The organism is Providencia sp. PROV150 (assembly GCF_028481025.1).
In the GTDB taxonomy this organism is placed as follows: domain Bacteria; phylum Pseudomonadota; class Gammaproteobacteria; order Enterobacterales; family Enterobacteriaceae; genus Providencia; species Providencia hangzhouensis.
Map to the genome: position 1 here is coordinate 207,892 of NZ_JAMPPJ010000001.1, position 17,488 is coordinate 225,379.

At 37.8% G+C, this 17,488-nt stretch carries 20 protein-coding genes; 7 read left to right on the forward strand and 13 right to left on the reverse strand.

Going from position 1 to position 17,488, the window contains the following annotated elements; genetic code table 11:
- Positions 1–146 precede the first annotated feature (146 nt).
- The gene (locus PSE83_RS01005) at positions 147–1,352 is read left to right on the forward strand and encodes a nicotinamide mononucleotide deamidase-related protein YfaY (protein WP_004263428.1); all 1,206 of its coding nucleotides are present in this window, start codon (positions 147–149) and stop codon (positions 1,350–1,352) included.
- A gap of 6 nt (positions 1,353–1,358) precedes the next feature.
- Positions 1,359–2,132 carry a nucleotidyltransferase domain-containing protein gene (locus PSE83_RS01010; protein WP_036958644.1) on the forward strand — a complete coding sequence of 258 codons (774 nt, stop codon included), beginning with the start codon at positions 1,359–1,361 and terminating at the stop codon, positions 2,130–2,132.
- 5 nt (positions 2,133–2,137) lie between these two features.
- Here PSE83_RS01010 and PSE83_RS01015 read toward each other — a convergent pair whose 3' ends face one another.
- Both PSE83_RS01015 and PSE83_RS01020 read right to left on the reverse strand, forming a co-directional pair.
- Positions 2,138–2,569, reverse strand: a complete 432-nt coding sequence (locus PSE83_RS01015; protein WP_004263434.1) for a hypothetical protein — start codon at positions 2,567–2,569, stop codon at positions 2,138–2,140.
- A gap of 132 nt (positions 2,570–2,701) precedes the next feature.
- Positions 2,702–3,127, reverse strand: coding sequence for a universal stress protein (locus PSE83_RS01020; protein ID WP_004263436.1), 426 nt, complete (start codon positions 3,125–3,127; stop codon positions 2,702–2,704).
- Positions 3,128–3,452: 325 nt separating this feature from the next.
- Between PSE83_RS01020 and PSE83_RS01025 the strand changes: the two genes are divergently transcribed.
- A complete protein-coding gene (locus tag PSE83_RS01025) occupies positions 3,453–3,659 on the forward strand; it encodes a ParD-like family protein (RefSeq protein ID WP_036958645.1) in 207 nt (68 codons plus the stop codon).
- Entirely contained in the window at positions 3,652–4,422 is a 771-nt protein-coding gene (gene map / locus PSE83_RS01030) for a type I methionyl aminopeptidase (RefSeq protein WP_004263445.1), read from the forward strand. Before PSE83_RS01025 ends, map begins: the two co-directional genes overlap by 8 nt.
- A gap of 66 nt (positions 4,423–4,488) precedes the next feature.
- Here map and PSE83_RS01035 read toward each other — a convergent pair whose 3' ends face one another.
- The 5 genes from PSE83_RS01035 to PSE83_RS01055 form a co-directional block, all read right to left on the reverse strand.
- Positions 4,489–4,920, reverse strand: coding sequence for a carboxymuconolactone decarboxylase family protein (locus PSE83_RS01035; RefSeq protein WP_004263450.1), 432 nt, complete (start codon positions 4,918–4,920; stop codon positions 4,489–4,491).
- A 105-nt stretch (positions 4,921–5,025) separates the two neighbouring features.
- A complete protein-coding gene (locus PSE83_RS01040; RefSeq protein ID WP_442960076.1) occupies positions 5,026–5,802 on the reverse strand; it encodes a DeoR/GlpR family DNA-binding transcription regulator in 777 nt (258 codons plus the stop codon).
- Between the two features lie 3 nt (positions 5,803–5,805).
- Positions 5,806–6,762: a D-threonate 4-phosphate dehydrogenase gene (locus PSE83_RS01045; protein ID WP_036958696.1), complete on the reverse strand. Its 957-nt coding sequence runs from the start codon at positions 6,760–6,762 to the stop codon at positions 5,806–5,808.
- Positions 6,763–6,778: 16 nt separating this feature from the next.
- The gene (gene dtnK, locus PSE83_RS01050; RefSeq protein WP_004263457.1) at positions 6,779–8,053 is read right to left on the reverse strand and encodes a D-threonate kinase; all 1,275 of its coding nucleotides are present in this window, start codon (positions 8,051–8,053) and stop codon (positions 6,779–6,781) included.
- A gap of 10 nt (positions 8,054–8,063) precedes the next feature.
- Positions 8,064–9,017: a 2-keto-3-deoxygluconate permease 1 gene (locus PSE83_RS01055; protein ID WP_096863928.1), complete on the reverse strand. Its 954-nt coding sequence runs from the start codon at positions 9,015–9,017 to the stop codon at positions 8,064–8,066.
- Between the two features lie 429 nt (positions 9,018–9,446).
- Here PSE83_RS01055 and PSE83_RS01060 point away from each other — a divergent pair, with 429 nt between their 5' ends.
- On the forward strand, positions 9,447–10,391 hold the full coding sequence (locus PSE83_RS01060; RefSeq protein WP_004263460.1) for an SPFH domain-containing protein: 945 nt from the start codon (positions 9,447–9,449) through the stop codon (positions 10,389–10,391).
- Between the two features lie 311 nt (positions 10,392–10,702).
- On the opposite strand, the gene PSE83_RS01065 is transcribed toward PSE83_RS01060, so the two are convergent.
- From PSE83_RS01065 to PSE83_RS01075, 3 genes are all read right to left on the reverse strand, one after another.
- Positions 10,703–11,446, reverse strand: a complete 744-nt coding sequence (locus PSE83_RS01065; RefSeq protein ID WP_004263461.1) for an ankyrin repeat domain-containing protein — start codon at positions 11,444–11,446, stop codon at positions 10,703–10,705.
- Between the two features lie 138 nt (positions 11,447–11,584).
- Positions 11,585–12,793, reverse strand: coding sequence for an NAD(P)/FAD-dependent oxidoreductase (locus PSE83_RS01070; protein WP_004263465.1), 1,209 nt, complete (start codon positions 12,791–12,793; stop codon positions 11,585–11,587).
- Between the two features lie 128 nt (positions 12,794–12,921).
- Complete coding sequence (locus tag PSE83_RS01075) at positions 12,922–13,464, reverse strand: RrF2 family transcriptional regulator (RefSeq protein WP_004263467.1); 543 nt, start codon at positions 13,462–13,464, stop codon at positions 12,922–12,924.
- 248 nt (positions 13,465–13,712) lie between these two features.
- On the opposite strand from PSE83_RS01075, the gene PSE83_RS01080 reads away from it, so the two are divergent.
- Complete coding sequence (locus tag PSE83_RS01080; protein ID WP_004263471.1) at positions 13,713–14,195, forward strand: DUF523 domain-containing protein; 483 nt, start codon at positions 13,713–13,715, stop codon at positions 14,193–14,195.
- Positions 14,196–14,406: 211 nt separating this feature from the next.
- Positions 14,407–15,213, forward strand: coding sequence for a bestrophin-like domain (locus PSE83_RS01085; RefSeq protein ID WP_004263474.1), 807 nt, complete (start codon positions 14,407–14,409; stop codon positions 15,211–15,213).
- Positions 15,214–15,265: 52 nt separating this feature from the next.
- On the opposite strand, the gene PSE83_RS01090 is transcribed toward PSE83_RS01085, so the two are convergent.
- Genes PSE83_RS01090 through PSE83_RS01100 form a run of 3 tightly spaced genes read right to left on the reverse strand, consistent with a single transcriptional unit; the run spans position 15,266 to position 17,290 of the window.
- Positions 15,266–16,522, reverse strand: coding sequence for a PTS ascorbate transporter subunit IIC (locus tag PSE83_RS01090; RefSeq protein WP_036958647.1), 1,257 nt, complete (start codon positions 16,520–16,522; stop codon positions 15,266–15,268).
- 11 nt (positions 16,523–16,533) lie between these two features.
- Complete coding sequence (locus tag PSE83_RS01095; RefSeq protein WP_004263481.1) at positions 16,534–16,821, reverse strand: PTS sugar transporter subunit IIB; 288 nt, start codon at positions 16,819–16,821, stop codon at positions 16,534–16,536.
- A 22-nt stretch (positions 16,822–16,843) separates the two neighbouring features.
- Positions 16,844–17,290 carry a PTS sugar transporter subunit IIA gene (locus PSE83_RS01100; RefSeq protein ID WP_004263485.1) on the reverse strand — a complete coding sequence of 149 codons (447 nt, stop codon included), beginning with the start codon at positions 17,288–17,290 and terminating at the stop codon, positions 16,844–16,846.
- Positions 17,291–17,488 lie beyond the last annotated feature (198 nt).

Below are 17,488 nucleotides of genomic sequence, written 5' to 3' on the forward strand. Positions count from 1 at the left end.
GGTGAGAATTATCCTAAACCATTTATTTTTAATGAGTTCTGGATATTTTAAAAGGGGAACTCAGGTGAATAAAAATTGATGTTAGTCATCTTGATAATAAGGTAATTTAGTCAGTTAATGTGATTTATATAATCAGGGAGTCATAGATGTTAGTTGTTGAAATGTTGAGTACCGGCGATGAGGTTTTACACGGACAAATAATTGATACAAATGCCGCTTGGTTGGCAGACTGTTTTTTTCAACAAGGTCTCCCTTTGAGTAGCAGAACAACGGTTGGTGATAATTTAGATTGTTTAGTCGCTACTTTCCTTGAGCGTAGTTTATCTGCAGATATTCTCATTGTTAACGGCGGGCTTGGGCCAACAAGTGATGATTTAAGCGCTTTGGCGGCGGCTAAAGCTGCGGGAGTTCCATTAGTTGAACATTCTCAGTGGGTTGAAGTCATGGAGCGTTATTTTATTGCCAGAGGGCGGGTTATGCCTGAAACGAATCGTAAACAAGCACTACTCCCTGAAAATGCTGAATTAATTGATAACCCTGTAGGAACGGCTTGTGGCTTTTCTTTAGTCTTGAATGATTGTCTGATTTTTTTTACTCCTGGTGTTCCTTCTGAATTTAAGGTTATGGTGAATGAGCAAATTTTGCCAAGGTTACGAGCACATTTTACATTGCCAGAGCCACCAGTTTGTTTGCGCCTAACCAGTTTTGGCCGTAGTGAAAGTAGTCTTGCGAAGCAATTTGATAGCTTACCTTTACCTGAAAACTGTGTTTTAGGCTATCGTTCTTCAATGCCTATTATTGAATTAAAGCTAACGGGACCTGCGTCACAAAAAGAATTGATGGAAAGAGATTGGCAATTAGTGAAGCAAGGAGTAGGGGACAACTTGATATTTGAAGGGACAGAAGGTTTAGCGCAAAAAATTGGCAAATCCCTAAGAGAAAGGAAATTACAAATAATAGTCAGTGAACAATTTAGCGCAGGGCTGTTAAGTTGGACATTAGATTCAGCGGGGATCGCTATTTCTTCCAGTCAAATTTTGCCATCTGACGTGGAACAAACATTGAAAATTTTAGCGCAAAGAGCTCAAAATATAGCAATTAATCATCCTCTATCTATTGGTTTAGTGGTTGGCGAATATAATGAGCAATATTTAAACGTTGCTCTATCAACACCAGATATGTGTTATGCGCAGAGAATTCATTATTTACCAAATAATCATTCACAGAAAGAAAAACAAGAAGTCAGTGTAATGTTAATATTAGATATGTTGTCTCGTTGGTTAAATGGTCGCGAGGTTATTGGCTACTATGAATGGTTAGTACAAGCAGAAACACTTATTTTTGAGAGTTAGGTGGTTATGAAGTTAAAAGATTATAAGTATATTCCTGTTCCTGAAGAGAGGCCGTTTCAACCAGAATTTCAGTCAATAATAACAGAATCTATTTATTGGCTGAGTTGCATATTAAAAGACAAGCTCCATAGCATTTATGTGTATGGTAGTGTTGCAAAAGGCTGTGCGAAGCCACAGCAATCGGATTTAGATCTATGCATTATATTATGTGGTGCCCTTACTCAATTAGAAACAACCAGATTGAATGAAATACAAGTTCAATTAACAGTTAATCATATTGAGGTCAGCAAAATTGATTTTGATATTGGTATTCTTACGGATGTGATGAGTGAGGCTAATCTATATAGTTGGGGATATTGGATTAAGCATCATTGCCGTTGCATTTATGGATATGACTTAGCAACACATTTTAGCCAATTTGTTCCTTCGCGAGAAATAGCAGAAGCAGTTAATGGCGATTTTGTTAATGTATTGAATGATTATATCGATCAAATTAATCATTGTCATGATGACTCTGAGCTAAAGTTATTATATCGGGCGGCATCGAGAAAGCTCATTCGTTCCACTAATATATTACGTTGGAAAAATGATAGTGACTGGCCAGAAACATTATTTGAATATATACAAAAATTCGTTCAATATTATCCAGAACGACAAAATGAAATAAATTATTTTTTACGTCAAAGTATAGAGCCTTTTGCTGATGAGGAATTTTTGAAATATTTAGCCCAGTTTATCAGCTGGTTGGATGTTGAGCATTCTAATGTTGTTAATAAATGAGCCAATTATGGCTCATCCGGTTGTAGTGCCTCAATGATATAATTAATACTTGAAACGCCACTCTTACAAGCTTTATTTTTTAAAACAATCGGGGTTTTATCAATGGCCATTTTTACTGAAGATAACTGTTCGGTGTAGGTTTGTGCTCCAATAATCTCTGGATTATTATGTAAGTATTCAATAACTCCATCGACTTTTTGATAAAACTGGTCACACGAGTTGCCACCCGTTTCTAAGATTTTTAGTTCATTAAGAGTATTTGGAATAAGTTGTTTCGTATGCTGTTGTACTTGCTCGATATACTTTCCTGACTTTGCTTGCTCAACTATAGTCATCACCTGATTTTTCATATTTAAAAACGAGTAGATAACTGTAATTAAAGCGATAGCTAAAATTATATTGATACTAATACTGATCCAGAGTAAGTGTTTTTTCATTACATTCCTTGAGTGAAAAATAAATCTGCAATACATAGCTTAGTGGAGTGAATAATTCATGTATGTAAGATTAACACGAAAAAACAAGGTAACCCAATAATAGGCTACCTAGATTACTATAATTAATAGCGGCTATCGGACAGTCAAAACAGAAATTTTTGAATTTTGAATAACCATTGATGCTGTTGAACCTAAAAAGTATGTGGACATACCTGGGCGCCTTGACCCAATAACGATTAAATCAGCAGAAATTTCCTCTGCAACACGTAAGATTTCATCTCTTGGTGTTCCCATTAAAACTTGAGCACTGTATTTATCATTTGGAATATTAAATTCTTTAATTATTTCAGCGAGCTGCTTCGTGACGTTTTCTTGTTCACTATCCGCTTTTTCAGCAAAACCAAATCCCATTGTGGTATAGAAAGGAACAGTAGGAATAATTGCCAAAAAATGAATATGTGCTTTTTCATATTCAGCAAGGTATTGAATATGAGCCATAACTAAATGTGCTAAGCTTTTTTCTGTTATATCAATAGGAACTAAAATTTTATTATACATGTTTTTCTCCAGCTTTTATTTATTGAGCTCATGTTGTAATCGGATCATTAGTTTATTAATAGTACGGCAGTTAAACCAGCACATGGCCGAGTTAATCAAAATAATGCTAATTTACGTATAATCATTACATTTTTCGGAATTTATGATAGCGGATCAACGATTCAAATACTTTGACGGCGGAATCAACTTAAGCAACTTAAAGTAGTATTTATGGGCTGTTTTTCATGCGCTTTGTGCTATACAAAACGTGAATGCTTTGAATCATCATCTTCCTGTTATATGATCTATACATGATTTGTATACACATCATATTGTTGAGGTTGCTTTGGGTATCGTAAAAATTTCAGATGAATTGCATGATTATCTGCGCCATGCGAGCCAGGTTATGTCCCGTTCGATTAATTCACAGGCAGAGTTTTGGATTAAAATTGGTATGCAAGCTGAACTAAACCCGAATAAGACATTTACTATGTTAGTCAATGAAATGTTAGAAAAAGAGTCAATTGAATTAAAAGGAAAAGTTCATGAATAATATTACAATTAAAACAGCAGAAGAAATTGAACTGATGCGTGAGTCTGGACGACTTTTGGCTAGCGTTTTTAAAATGTTGGATTCATTTATTGTACCGGGTATTTCCACAATGGAGATTAATGATAAAGTTGAAAGCTATATCGTTAATGAATTACAAGCAAGGCCTGCTAGTAAAGGGCAATATGGCTACCAATATGTTTTGAATACATCGTTGAATGAAGTCGTTTGTCATGGTGTTCCAAAAACAGATGAAATTTTAAAAGCAAAAGACATCATTAACGTTGATATTACGCTAGAGAAAAATGGCTTTATCGCTGATTCAAGTAAAATGTATGTAATGCCAGAAGCTTCACCACTAGCACGTAAATTAGTTAAAGATACTTATGCTGCTATGTGGGAAGGAATAAAACAAGTTAAACCGGGTGCGACATTGGGTGATATTGGTTCCGCTATTCAACATTATGCGGAATCTAAAGGTTACAGTGTCGTACGCGAATATTGTGGGCATGGTATTGGCCGTGAAATGCATGAAGATCCGCAAGTTCTTCATTACGGCGTACGAGGGAAAGGGGTTGAATTAAAAGAAGGAATGACATTTACGATAGAGCCAATGATTAACCAGGGTGGGATGAAAATTAAAACAAAGAAAGATGGTTGGACGGTCGTAACAAGAGATAAAAAATTATCTGCTCAATCTGAACATACGGTATTAGTCACTAAAGATGGGTATGAAGTTTTAACATTACGTGATGAAGAAAAATAGTGTTAAAAGTAGAATTTACAAGCTTGCTGCCATAAAGGTAGCAAGCTTTTTTTATACAAATTTTTACTATTGTCTCAGTGCTATTGCTATACGGTTAAAGGCACTCATTAAACCAATAGCGATAGTTAAATCAGAAATTTGTTCATCAGAAAAATGGTGTTTTAATTCATTAAAGAGAGCATCTGATGTACCACTGGTAGCTATATTAACGACAGCTTCGGTCCAAGCTAATGCAGCGCGCTCTAATGAATTAAAATGATGACTAACCTGCCAGCCAGCGAGTGTGTCTATTTTTTTGTTACTGACACCATTTGAACGTAATGAGCTTGCATGCATATCTAGGCAAAATGCACAGCCATTGATTTGTGAAACTCTTAAATAAACAAGCTCTATTAGTTCTTTACCTAACCCGCTTTTATCCAATGCATTTTTGCATTCAATAAGCCCTTTATACGCTTCAGGTGATAAATTGTTATAAGCTAATCTCAGTTCGCTCATGGGGGTTCCTTACATATTTTGTTGTCAGATGAAATGTAATGTTTGGTGCGGTTTGGTTGGAAGGTTGAGCTACTTTATTTTATAAAGAAATCAAGTTCAATAGCATTAAGTGGCATTTGTGGAAACCAATATTAGATTAGTACGACAAGAATCTATAAATTTTTGCTGAATATCGAGTGGAAGTTGGTTATCTGTAATAATATCTGTCAATTCGTCTATTGGAGCGACACGAAATAATGACCATTTACCGTATTTACTACTATCAGCAAGCATAACAGAGCGTGTAGCATTTGTTATTAGGTCACGTTTTAGACCTGCTTTTTCTTCTGTTGGTGTTGTAATTCCTTTTTCTAAACTCCAAGAGTTACAACTAATGAATGCGATATCAGGATAAATGCTACGTAATAAAACACGCCCATGCTCACCAATACAAGATTGGCTACTATCGTCAATTCTTCCACCAACAATTGTGACTTCAATTTGTTTGAATTCAGAAAGAAAAAGGGCAATATGGAGGTCAGAGGTGATAACACGCAGGGGCATATGAGTGAGCTCTCGCGCTAGCTCAAGCATGGTTGTTCCTGCATCAAGTAGAACCGTGCTACCTGGTTCAATTAAACGGGCTGCCGCTTTCGCAATAGCCCGTTTCTCTCTTAGATTACGCTGGTTTTTTTCGGACGTAGTGGGCTGAACAGGAATGAAACGGTTTAGGGTTACACCGCCATGCGTGCGAGAGATAACCCCAGTTTCATCAAGTTTAATGAGATCACGCCGGATAGTGGCCGCTGACACGGATAATGCTTGTACTAGTTCTTCAACAGTGACGAGGTTATGCTGTTTAAGATACTCAAGTATTAAATCTAATCTATCCATTGTGCTCATTAGTTATACTACATTCATCGCAAGTTTAAGTGAGATGGCCATACTTTCAGGATTTGCTTTACCCGTCCAAGCAATATCAAATGCGGTTCCGTGATCGGCTGAAGTGCGCAAGAACGGAAGGCCCGCAGTGATATTAACACCATCATAAAAACCTAATAATTTCAAAGGAATATGACCCTGATCGTGATACATGGCAACGACCATATCATATTGCCCTTGATAGGCTTGTAAAAATACAGTATCTGGAGGACAAGGGCCATAAACATTAATACCTTCAGACCTTACCTGTTCTATAGCTGGTTGTAAATATACGATTTCTTCATCACCAAATAAACCATTTTCCCCAGCATGAGGATTAACGCCAGCGATCGCAATACGTGGTTTTTCATAGCCAACGCGTTTTAAAAAGTCTGATGCGATACGAGACACGGTTATGATACGCTCGCTATTTAATGTATCTAAAAATTTACGCAATGCAATATGTGTTGTGACATGGATGACTTTTAATTTTTCGGTATAAAGCACCATGGCATAATCTTTGGTATTGGTTAGCTGGGCAAGTAGTTCAGTGTGACCTGGGTAGTTGTGCCCGGCAAGGTGCAATGCTTCTTTATTTAAAGGTGCAGTGGCAATCGCTTTCACTTCACCTGCGAGAGCTAGTTCAGTCGCACGTTTAATACAACGAAATGCTAAGTCACCAGCTTGAGCTTGGACCTTCCCCGCAATAAGTGCGCTAGGGTCGGCTAGGGGTTCATCAATAATATTGATGGTATCCGCTGAAAATTGAGCTTCTTTGATATTTTGTATCACATTGATTTTTATCTGAGGAACTACCCCTGATTTAATTAATCGCTGCATTGTTGATGCACAACCGATAACAACGGCAGAGGCTCCTGCCAGTTCACCTTCTGCAAGGGATTTGACGATAATTTCTGGGCCAATACCTGCAGGATCTCCCATGGTAATAGCAACAACATTATTTTTCACAATAAATTTCCTCAATATATTTGATGGCTTCGCATAAAGTGGTTATTTGACCAAACCCTCCCGCTTTGGTGATCACGGGTAAGTCATCAATTTCACTGTCAATAAAAGTGCCGCAAGGTATACATGGCAGCACCTCAGATTGAATTCGATAACCTTTTGCTCCCAAAGTATTGGCAACCGCAATCGCAATATCTCCACCTGTTAAAAAAAGTCCCCCGATGCTGGCAACAGACAGCGTATTTAAGGTCAGCAAACTAATAAAGTCGCTGATATTTTTCCCCAATTCATTACGAGTCATACCGTAGGTATTGCATAGGTCATCAATATGATGCCTATCTTGCACATCTCGGCTGGTTCGTATGATGGTGTGTTTTTGTTGGTTTAATGTTTGACTAATTTCTTTGATGAGCGCAGCCATGTAGTTATCTTGTGTAGTGGCTGCAAGTACTTGTGTGACATCAACATCAATGACACTGGCATCACAATGTGTTTGTGCATAGTTTACCTGTTCAATTGTTGCGCTGCTCATTGAGCCAGCGACAATAAATAACGGTAGCCCTTGCTTTTTATCCATGAAAATATTCTCAGGCAATGCATTTGCAAAGCCCGCAGCTCCAACGAGTAGGCAAGGTTGATCTATTGAAAATACGGCTTCAGCAATTAGTGCTAAATCTTCATCATTTTCAGCGTCCGTGACGATGATACTGCCTTGCGTTGGCGCTTGTGCTTGTAACCATGTTGCGAATCGCCCTGAACGTATTTGGTCTAGATTCACTTCAATAACGGGCAGGGTAGTCTGTTGATGGAGAATAGTTTGGATACGTGATGAAACTATTGGTGTTTTAGGGTCAGAAGCAAATTCAGTTTCAATAAGTGCTTTTCCATGAACGAGACATTCACCATTTAACGTTACACGTCCTGCCGCAGGAATAGCTGCGGCAACAATAGCAAGTTTTAAGCCTGTTTCTGACATAATTGTCTCTATTTCTGCCCCGATATTACCGCGAAATGTTGAGTCAATTTTTTTATAAATGACAGGTTTATCCTTCTGAGATAAAAAAGGTTTCAGGCTATTTCGTAGGTTTTCTGAAGCAACTTGTGCATTTAATGCACGACTTTCTGTATTAAGCACAACGACATCAGCAAACCAAGAATGTTTTTGTGTATTATCAAGAAGTATCTCTGTGCGCGCATGCTTTTTAGCAAATTGAACACCGGTATCATTTGCCCCTGTAAAGTCATCCGCAATAACTAATAGCTTCATAAATAACTCCTTACTCTTCAGTTTGTTGGGGATGTCTTGCTTGTTGACGTTTAGCAACCCAAGAGGTCAGGATAGGGGTTAGAATAGCAGTGGTGATCACGGATGCAGCAATCAAAGGAGCCGCAGAAAGCGCAATAGCCTCTAAGGATGGGTCGGCTTGTGCGATAGCGAGTGGTGTTGCTACAGCATTTCCTGCGGTACTTGAGGCAGCAGCGCCTGCGATACCTGAACCTCCTACTAGACGGTCTGCTCGAATATTAAACCAGCCGCCAACAAACGTAGTCAGCACACCGAGCAAGATACCTGCGAGTCCACCTTGTAATAGCATTTCTAAGTTGATCCCTGCGCCTAGTGCAAAAGCGAAGAAAGGAATTAATATTGGCCCACCTTTTGTTAGAAAATCGCGCATATGTGGGTCTAGATTTCCTAAGATCATGCCAACAATTAACGGAACAAGAACCGCAACTAATGCCATTAAAGGGATATTTGCCATACCAGCTGCGCCTAGCGCAATCATGGTAAAGAAAGGCCCATCATTAAGAGATAAAATTGAGATAGCACCAACGTCTCGTTTATTACCAAACTCCCCAACTAAAGCGGCATATAAGCCACCATTTGAATTGCTCATTGCTGCAATAATTGCAACACCAGTTAAACCAAAAATCCCTTCCATTCCAAAGAGATAATCGACGCCTAGACCAAGAGCAATCGCAACGACTAGTTTTGTTAAGGTAATTGTACCTCCTTGTAATAAAGCTTGTGGCGCCGCTTTAAAACTAATTCCTGCACCCATACAAAGCAAGAATGCACCAATAAGAGCAGGGGCACCATTTTTAAACAGTGATGTTGTAAAGCCACCGATTTCGAGGGCTTGAGGAGCAAAGGTGTTGATTAGGGCACCGAGTACTAATGGCACAACCATCATGCCACCAGGTATACGTTCAATCGATTTTTTTATTTGCATGGTTTTCTCCGCCATGATTTATTTTAGTCATTATGATTATATTTAATCAATTAAAAACAACAGTGATCAAGATCGCAATAATTCCATTTACCATTAATTGAAACTATACTCTAACTTTCATCACTAATTTGGCTTAAAGTAATGATAATTTGGCTTTTTGATGGAATGGATGTTGTTTAAACTGATCGAGAGAGTGATTATAAATAATCATACCTGTGTTTTATGATTGAAAATAAGCACTAATAATTTAAAAGGATAAAACTAGGTTTATAACAAAATTATCTGTAATGGGTCAGCGATTCATTTTTACCAAGATAGAAACAGCAGATTTAGTGCTTTTAAATTTAGGATTATTAGACTTGTAGTTAGAAAATAAGTGGTGACAATAAGGCGCTTTATTATAATTATTAATTTGATAGGGATTAACTCATGCAATTTAAATCAATGATTAAATTGGTTGTCGGTGCTGCATTACTTCTAGTTATTGGTCTCGTAGGGATCAATTCATATACTATTGTACAAGATGGCTCGGTTAAGGTGGGGACATTTTTAGGAAAAGTCGACCCAGTTGCTTATGATGCAGGTTTACATTTTCCAATTAATCCGTTTACAACATTTGATACGTACTCAACAAAAGATATTCGAGTATCACTAAAAGAGCTAAGAGTACCTTCGCAAGATAAATTAAAATCTATTGTTGATATTACGGTAATGCTTCAATTTGACGGTGCGAAAGCTCCTGTATTACGTATTAATGGTGGTACAGAAAGCGAAGCTTTAGATAAATATGTACGCCAAAAGCTGATCTCAACGATTTTAGAATTTGGTAAAGATGTTGCTAATGCACAAGATCTTTATACTGCAGATACACAAAGAAAATTACAAGAATCTATTCGTGATGCTATTCAAGGGTATGCTTCCCCTTATGGCTATACAATAAAAGAAATCATGATCCAAGATATTACTTTGCCTGAGGTTGTACAAGAGCAAGTGGTTAATACCAAAATGCGCCAAGAGCAAATCAACCAAGCAAAAGCAGAGGCAGAAAAAGAGCGTGAATTAGCTCAGAAAAAGGTTGTTATTGCTGAAGCGGAAAGAGAGTCTGCTGAACAACAAGCCATCGCCAGAGAACGTAACGCACAAGCAAGTTCATTTGCGATGCGCCAAGAAGCAGATGCAAAATTGTATGCTGCTCAGAAAGAAGCTGAAGCGAATGCGATATTACAACGTACTATTACCCGTGAAATGATCAATTGGAAACAGTTAGAGATTGAGCAGATTAAAGCTCATAAATATAAAGGTGAGGTACCTAATATTGTTGTTGGTGCAGATTACGATGGTAAAATGATTATGGATATGCGTAATAGCCAGTAATATTAATTTAAAAGAATTACCACAGTTAAAACTCGTTCTATTAAGCTTGAGGTGACCACATAAGGTTATGCACTTTTAGTCAACGGGTTATAAGGCCTGATTTCGATATTGAACCGGAATCAGGCCATTCAATTTATGGAAGGGTACGCTCAATACTCTCTTTTTATTATGCTAAGTGATACAATATCTTTTTTAGAATATTCACTTAAATGCATAGGAATGTTAACAATACATACTTTTCTTGAGCTACTGAAAATAATTTTTACATGATTGACGCAAAATTTTCTGTTATTACCCTATATTTCTATAAATCAATCACAAGATGGTTTACCAGTACGATGATTTAGAGCTCCATTATCAATAAGGAATTTTTGCATTTCTGGAAGATTATTCTTACATGCATAAGTTAATGCACTTTGGTCATAAGAAAACATGGTTACATCATCAGTCGTTGTGCTCCGGTTAATATCTGCGCCTTGCGATAATAAGTATTTAACCGTTTCCATTCTATTATTACTTGCAGCTATCATGACTAATGTTTCACCATCACTTTCAATTTGCTGATTATTCAAGTCTACTTCGTCTTTCATTAGCTGATGGACTTTTTTTACAACATTGACATTATTACCGAGTACCGCGGATTTTAGTACGTTATATACGTCACCTGTATCGGTTGCCCAAAGATTAGCATTTTGGGATATAAGATAATCAACCATTGCTTCATCACCAATAAAGGCCGCCCATCCCAGAGCCGTTTGGTCTAAGCTACCGGTGTCTTTGGCTTCTATATCTTGCCCCTCAGTAACCATTTGTTTTACTTTGTCTAAATCTCCCTGCTTTACGGCATCAAACCATTCGGCATTGACGCCTTCACTAGGACTTTCATAGAAGACTCTCCAAGGTAAACGTTCTTTATTCGCTAGTTCGACCATCGTAGCGTAATCTGTTTTAAAATGCCTATATTTTAAAGGGTTATTATTATTAACAACTTGGGCTTGTGATACTGCCCCAAAAGTAATTAATGAAAAAGCAAATATAATTTTTTTAATATACATATTTAAACCTTATTAATATTTAGTTATTTATCAGTATTGAAAAATAAACGACACAAAGCAATACAAATCATACTTATTGTATTTTTATGCGGTTATTCCGATTTATTTTACTTGAATATATTAAATCTAAATTTTACCTCAAGGAACGATGACATAATCTGGAGCGGCGATAGCAAATAGCTCATTTTTTTCTAATTCAGGCGGGTATATCCACTTAGTATTTATTTCTTGTTTTATTTTTTTCCCTTCCTTTTTAATATAATGTATTTCTCTCTGCCAACCTTCGGTATAAAGAGCCCCCCAAGCCCCTAAATCAAGGCAGGTTACATATTTAGGCTGACTGTAAGGATGAAGAGGAAGCCCTAACAGTTCAGCGGCTGCATTATGCCCTGCAACACGGCCTAAACTTAGGGCATGTTGGCAAGTCATTAAATTATGATTTCCTTGTTCATCTGTGGGTGCTTTGACAGTATCTCCTGCGACGAAAACATTTGAGACAGCTTGTGCGTGTAAATAATTATCCGAGATAATCCTATTACTAGCGTCACGTTCACCGCGAATCTGTTCCGTTAGAGAACTTGCTTTTACTCCTGTCGCTAATACGACAGTATTTGATTCGATGTACTCACCGTTTGACAGAGTAACTCCATCATGGCTTAGTGCTTCGACTCGTAATCCCGCGCGCAATTCAACGCCGCATTCAGTTAGAGCTTGTTGAATTACAGGTGAAATTTCGGCTCCCATTCCTGCTCCCACAGTGGATTCTGAGTCAATTATAAATACTCGGCCCTCTGTTGTTTCACCAAGAATTGCTTTTAGTCGGGCTGGCATTTCAGCAGCACTTTCTAAGCCTGTTAATCCTCCACCGACAACAACAACGGTGCTTCTAGCTAAAGTTTCCGGTTTGTTCTTTAGTGCTTGTAAATGTGTTTCAAGACGATGTGCAGTTTCTAATGAATCAACATCAAAGCCATACCTATCAAATCCAGGAACGGGAGGTACATTTAATTGGCTACCAGTTGCCAGAATAAAGCGCTCATAGACTAACGTAGTTTGGTTGCCATTAGCTAGATTAACGGTTAATAACTTTGCATCTGTATCGATATTCTGGATTTCACCTGCAATATATTCAACACCGACGGCAGCTAGCTGCTTTGAAATATCAGGGGATATATTATCCAGCTTTGCTTCATATAAACGCGGCCGTATAGTGAGATTCGGTCTTGGTGAAATTAAAATAACTTTGATGCTATTTTCTTTATTTTCTTGTGAAATTACCCGCATTGCTGAAATAGCTGCCCAGAAGCCAGCAAAACCAGATCCTGCAATAACAATTTTAGCTGTCATTATTGAATTCCTTTGGAGTTTAACTTTAAATGCTCAGTTGCAAATTTTAAATAATAAAAAACCGCACCAGTGAGGATGTTATTAAAATTAGGTACAAACGATATAATTTATGGTTATCGGATTATATGTTATGTTTTACCTCGACCTCCTTTGCTCGAACGCACTGTTCTAGCTTCAATTTTTTGATCCATCCATGAGTTTACATCTCTATAAAAACTATTAGGGGCGATTTGACATAGACGCTGCGCCACATCAGCGAGGGTTTGGTTAGCTAATACATCTCTCATGGCATTTTCGGCTTGAAGAATGACTTTATGTACGGAGCAGGTACCTGAAATGGCCCATTGTGGTAGACCATTTTCTTCGAAAACAGCACAGCGGCGTCGTATTTCCTGGCACTCGAAAAGCGGTTTATAACCTTCTATAGCATCAATTATAGATAGAAATGTGATTTTTTCAGGGGGTAATGCTAATCGATATCCACCTCTAATTCCCTCATTCGAACTCACGATCCCTGCTTTTTCTAACCGAGGTAAAATTTTTGCTAGAAAACTTGGAGAGATGCCTTGTAGCTCTGCAAGTTCTCTACTGCTAAGAGAGCGTTCGGGATTATCAACAAACCAAAGTAGACAATGGATACCATATTCAACACTGACAGTAATGTGTGCCATTTATTTAAATTTCCTAAGCATCTATTTATAAACAAGGACAATACAGGTCTCCGTTTTAATTGTCAATAAACTAAGATAAGTTTAGTCCGCGTTATGGGTGTAAACAGCCACAAGTTACAGATCTATGAAGCTGTAAGCGTTTTTATTTGTTCTACGAGCACTATTAGCGCGAAGTATTTTGTAAACTTATTGTCTAATATAACCATGAAAAATACCTTAAAAAGTCAGGTCTATTAATAGGATTAGTTATGATTGCAGTAAGCGCTTGTTTGTTAGGGTATTGTGTAAGGTATGATGGGAAGCATCAATTATATACTCCTTTGAAAAAACTCTATGAGGATGGTCTGGTCATCAGTATTTGTCCTGAAGTTTTTGGCGGGTTACCAACACCGAGAGCATCTGCAGAAATAATGGGGGGAAATGGTGATGATGTACTCGCTGGGCGAGCTAGTGTGGTCGGAAGCGATAATATCGATGTCACTCAAGAATTTATTCGTGGTGCGTATATTGCTTTAGAAAAAATTCAATTAATGAATGTGAGATTGGTTGTACTCAAAAGTAATAGCCCCTCGTGCGGTAGTCAGCATATCTATAATGGTCAGTTTGATGGCACTTTAAAAGTCGGTATGGGGGTCTGTGCTGCACTATTTAAACGGCACCATATTGATATATTGGATGAGAACTCACCTGATTTAATCATGAAAATTAGGGGTTATTTCGAAAAAATGTAATGAAAATATATTTTGATAATCAACTTAAGGTAAATATAGTGAGTGAATTCTGTATTAGGGGGGGTGTGCTTTATTGTTAGCTAATTGGATGTCGTATTATGATGCCTGATTGTTGTTATTATCTGAAATTTAGCAAAAAAATAGTACTGTCTAGATAATTGTATTGCAGTTGTGTTATATCATCAGGAAATAAATTTCATGAGTTTATACGATGTTTAATATTTCTGAGTTGATCAATGATTCTCCAATCGATTCCATTCTTTTATTTGTTATCACATTTATCTTGTTAGTTATTTCTGCCTACGTTGGTAAATATATTTTTAAGCGTAAATCAGCCCACGAAGAAGCGACGGATGATGAAGCTAAAATTATTTTAGGGGCGATTTTATCTTTATTGGGTTTATTGATAGGGTTTGTTTTATCAATTTCGATTAATGGCTATAACAACCGTCAGCAAACAGAAGAAAATGAAGCTATTGCTATTGGTACGGCATATCAGAGAGCACAGTTATTGAGCACTGATGATAGAGGAAAAGCCTCTCAGCTTATTCAACAATACTTGGAAGCTCGGATTGAGTTTTTTAAGTCAGGTATCAGTGACGAAAATAACCAATGGCGGATGACTTCTTTGGAAAAGCAGAGTCAATTATGGGAAATCGCGGTAAAAGAAGCAAGTCAAACACCAAACCCTATTGTGGCTTCTGTACTCAGTGCATTTAGCGACCTTTATCTTTCTCAACAAAAAACGATGGCAAGTTGGCGACACCAAATTCCAAATGCAACTTGGTTTTTACTGATCTTTTTTGCTATCTGTTCAAATATTCTTATTGGTTACAATATACGCGGGACAAAAGGGAAAAATTGGTTGATACTCATATTGCCGTCATTAACCACGTTGGCTCTATTTATGATTGCAGAAATTGATGTTCCTGGTGAAGGTATGATCCACGTAACACCTGATGATTTAATTTTATTACAGGAATTCTTATTTAGGGATGGTGCTTGGTTGGGAAAGTAGGGGCGTTGTAAAAAAACTCCCCACTAGCAAATTTGCCATGGGGAGTTCTGTTTTAGCGGACGATAATGCCTAATAAAATTCCGATTGCGCCAAAGTCAGCGTCACTGAATGTAGTATTAGCAATACCAATATCCCCAAGAACAGGTAATAGGAATACTGGTAGGAAGGTAATAAGCAGCCCTTGAGCAAATGCACCCAAGATAGCTCCACGACGACCGCCTGTTGCATTACCAAAAACACCGGCAGCAGCACCTACGAAGAAATGCGGTACAACGCCTGGAATAATGACCGTCATATTTAATGCATACAGAACGAACATTCCCAAAACACCGGCAGCGAAACTACTTAAAAATCCGACTAATACGGCGTTTGGTGCATATGGGAATACCACTGGGCAGTCTAAAGCAGGCTTCGCATTAGGGACTAATTTGTCTGAGATACCTTTAAACGCAGGGACGATTTCTGCAATAACCATACGTACACCTTGCAGAATAATGTATACGCCTGCAGCAAATGTAATGGATTGCATTAATGAGAACATGAACCAATTCTTACCACCACTGACTTCGCGAACGAAATCACCGCCTGCGAATAAGCATGTAATGATAAAAATAATGAACATGGTGAAAGAGATAGCGACAGGTGTATCTCTTAAAAATAGTAAGCTTTTCGGGACATTCATGTCTTCTGTTGAATGTTCTTTATTACCGAATTTGCTTCCAATGAACCCAGCTAGGACATAAGAAATCGTTGAAAAATGCCCAATCGCAACATCATCTGAGCCTGTCACTTTTTTCATGTAAGGGTGGGCAATTGCTGGGAAAAATACCATACAAAAGCCAACAATCAGTGAGCCAACAGTGACTAATAGAGTTCCTTCCATTCCAGCGGTAGCTAAGATAACTGCTATCATCATGGACATGAATAACGTATGGTGCCCAGTAAGGAATATAAATTTCCATGGTGTTAAGCGAGCAATCAAGATATTGATTAGCATCGCAAAGAACATAATCATTGCCATTTCACGACCGAAGCTTTTTTGTGCAATAGAAACAATAGCTTCGTTATTTGGTACCACACCATTAATACCAAAAGCATGTTGGAAAATAGCGGAAAAATCACCTAAAGAGCTGACAACTAAGCCAGCACCAGCGCCTAAGATCACAAAACCCATTATGGTTTTAATGGTGCCTTTAATGCATTCAGTGACGGGTTTTTTCTGCGCGATCAAACCAATAAGTGCGATTAGACCAACAAGAATGGCTGGTTCAGATAAAACATCCTGCATCAGAAAACGAAAAAATGACATAGTGCCTCCGCTTACATCGCGCCGAGTTTTTGTAAAGCAATGGTGAGACGTTCTTTCATTGCAACTTTATCAATCATATTTTCGAGAGCAACGATTTCGCCACCAACTTGTTGAGCGACTAATTGTTCAGCAATATCGCTTGTACCAACAAAGATATCACTCACAGTGCCTTTTGCTGAGCCTAGATCAACATGGTCAACATCTGCATTAACTTGCAAATCTTTTAAGATATTTTTGATGCTCATTTCCATCATCAAACTAGTACCTAAACCATTTCCACAAACAACAGTAATTTTCATAATGTTTACCTTAATATTTAGCTTATTCGTATTTAGCGATGATTTTTAGAATGTCATCTACGTTTTCTGATTGCATGATGTTATCTACATCGTCTTGATTATCAAATAGTTCTGCGAGTTTCGCGATAGCACCAATATGGCTATTGCTATCAGTTGCTGCCAGTACAATTAACAATTTGATTGGGTCATTGCCATCGGAGCCAAATTCAACACCTTGTTTGATAACGGTTAACCCAAGAGATAATTGGTTTACTCCGTCTTCTGGACGTGCATGCGGCATGGCAATACCTGGGCCTAATACATAGTAAGGGCCGATTTTTTCGTGTGATTGAATTATTGCATCAATATATCTTGGCTCGATGAACTTATTATTAATTAATGGATTACAGGCGATTTTTATCGCTTCTTGCCAATTATTGGCACTGTCGACGACTTGAATGACGTTAGGGGTCAGTAATGTCGTTAGCATCGGGTTGCTCCTGGTAGAGTGAAATTATTATCTTTGTAATGGTTGAATGAATAGTAGTGTTCTATGGTAGCGCTATCTAGTTGAATCTTTCATTTTCGTGATAGCGCTATCATTTTAAAAAAATATAGCGAGCAAATATGAAATGAACACACTTCTCTGCTGATTAACAAATTCAACCTGTGGTAAGTTAACTAGGAC

Coding starts and splice junctions, on each gene's coding strand:
- PSE83_RS01005 (WP_004263428.1), top strand. CDS start 147: ATGTTAGTTGTTGAAATGTTGAGTACCGGCGATGAGGTTTTACACGGA.
- PSE83_RS01010 (WP_036958644.1), top strand. CDS start 1,359: ATGAAGTTAAAAGATTATAAGTATATTCCTGTTCCTGAAGAGAGGCCG.
- PSE83_RS01015 (WP_004263434.1), bottom strand. CDS start 2,569: ATGAAAAAACACTTACTCTGGATCAGTATTAGTATCAATATAATTTTA.
- PSE83_RS01020 (WP_004263436.1), bottom strand. CDS start 3,127: ATGTATAATAAAATTTTAGTTCCTATTGATATAACAGAAAAAAGCTTA.
- map (WP_004263445.1), top strand. CDS start 3,652: ATGAATAATATTACAATTAAAACAGCAGAAGAAATTGAACTGATGCGT.
- PSE83_RS01035 (WP_004263450.1), bottom strand. CDS start 4,920: ATGAGCGAACTGAGATTAGCTTATAACAATTTATCACCTGAAGCGTAT.
- PSE83_RS01040 (WP_442960076.1), bottom strand. CDS start 5,802: ATGAGCACAATGGATAGATTAGATTTAATACTTGAGTATCTTAAACAG.
- PSE83_RS01045 (WP_036958696.1), bottom strand. CDS start 6,762: ATGGGAGATCCTGCAGGTATTGGCCCAGAAATTATCGTCAAATCCCTT.
- dtnK (WP_004263457.1), bottom strand. CDS start 8,053: ATGAAGCTATTAGTTATTGCGGATGACTTTACAGGGGCAAATGATACC.
- PSE83_RS01055 (WP_096863928.1), bottom strand. CDS start 9,017: ATGCAAATAAAAAAATCGATTGAACGTATACCTGGTGGCATGATGGTT.
- PSE83_RS01060 (WP_004263460.1), top strand. CDS start 9,447: ATGCAATTTAAATCAATGATTAAATTGGTTGTCGGTGCTGCATTACTT.
- PSE83_RS01065 (WP_004263461.1), bottom strand. CDS start 11,446: ATGTATATTAAAAAAATTATATTTGCTTTTTCATTAATTACTTTTGGG.
- PSE83_RS01070 (WP_004263465.1), bottom strand. CDS start 12,793: ATGACAGCTAAAATTGTTATTGCAGGATCTGGTTTTGCTGGCTTCTGG.
- PSE83_RS01075 (WP_004263467.1), bottom strand. CDS start 13,464: ATGGCACACATTACTGTCAGTGTTGAATATGGTATCCATTGTCTACTT.
- PSE83_RS01080 (WP_004263471.1), top strand. CDS start 13,713: ATGATTGCAGTAAGCGCTTGTTTGTTAGGGTATTGTGTAAGGTATGAT.
- PSE83_RS01085 (WP_004263474.1), top strand. CDS start 14,407: ATGTTTAATATTTCTGAGTTGATCAATGATTCTCCAATCGATTCCATT.
- PSE83_RS01090 (WP_036958647.1), bottom strand. CDS start 16,522: ATGTCATTTTTTCGTTTTCTGATGCAGGATGTTTTATCTGAACCAGCC.
- PSE83_RS01095 (WP_004263481.1), bottom strand. CDS start 16,821: ATGAAAATTACTGTTGTTTGTGGAAATGGTTTAGGTACTAGTTTGATG.
- PSE83_RS01100 (WP_004263485.1), bottom strand. CDS start 17,290: ATGCTAACGACATTACTGACCCCTAACGTCATTCAAGTCGTCGACAGT.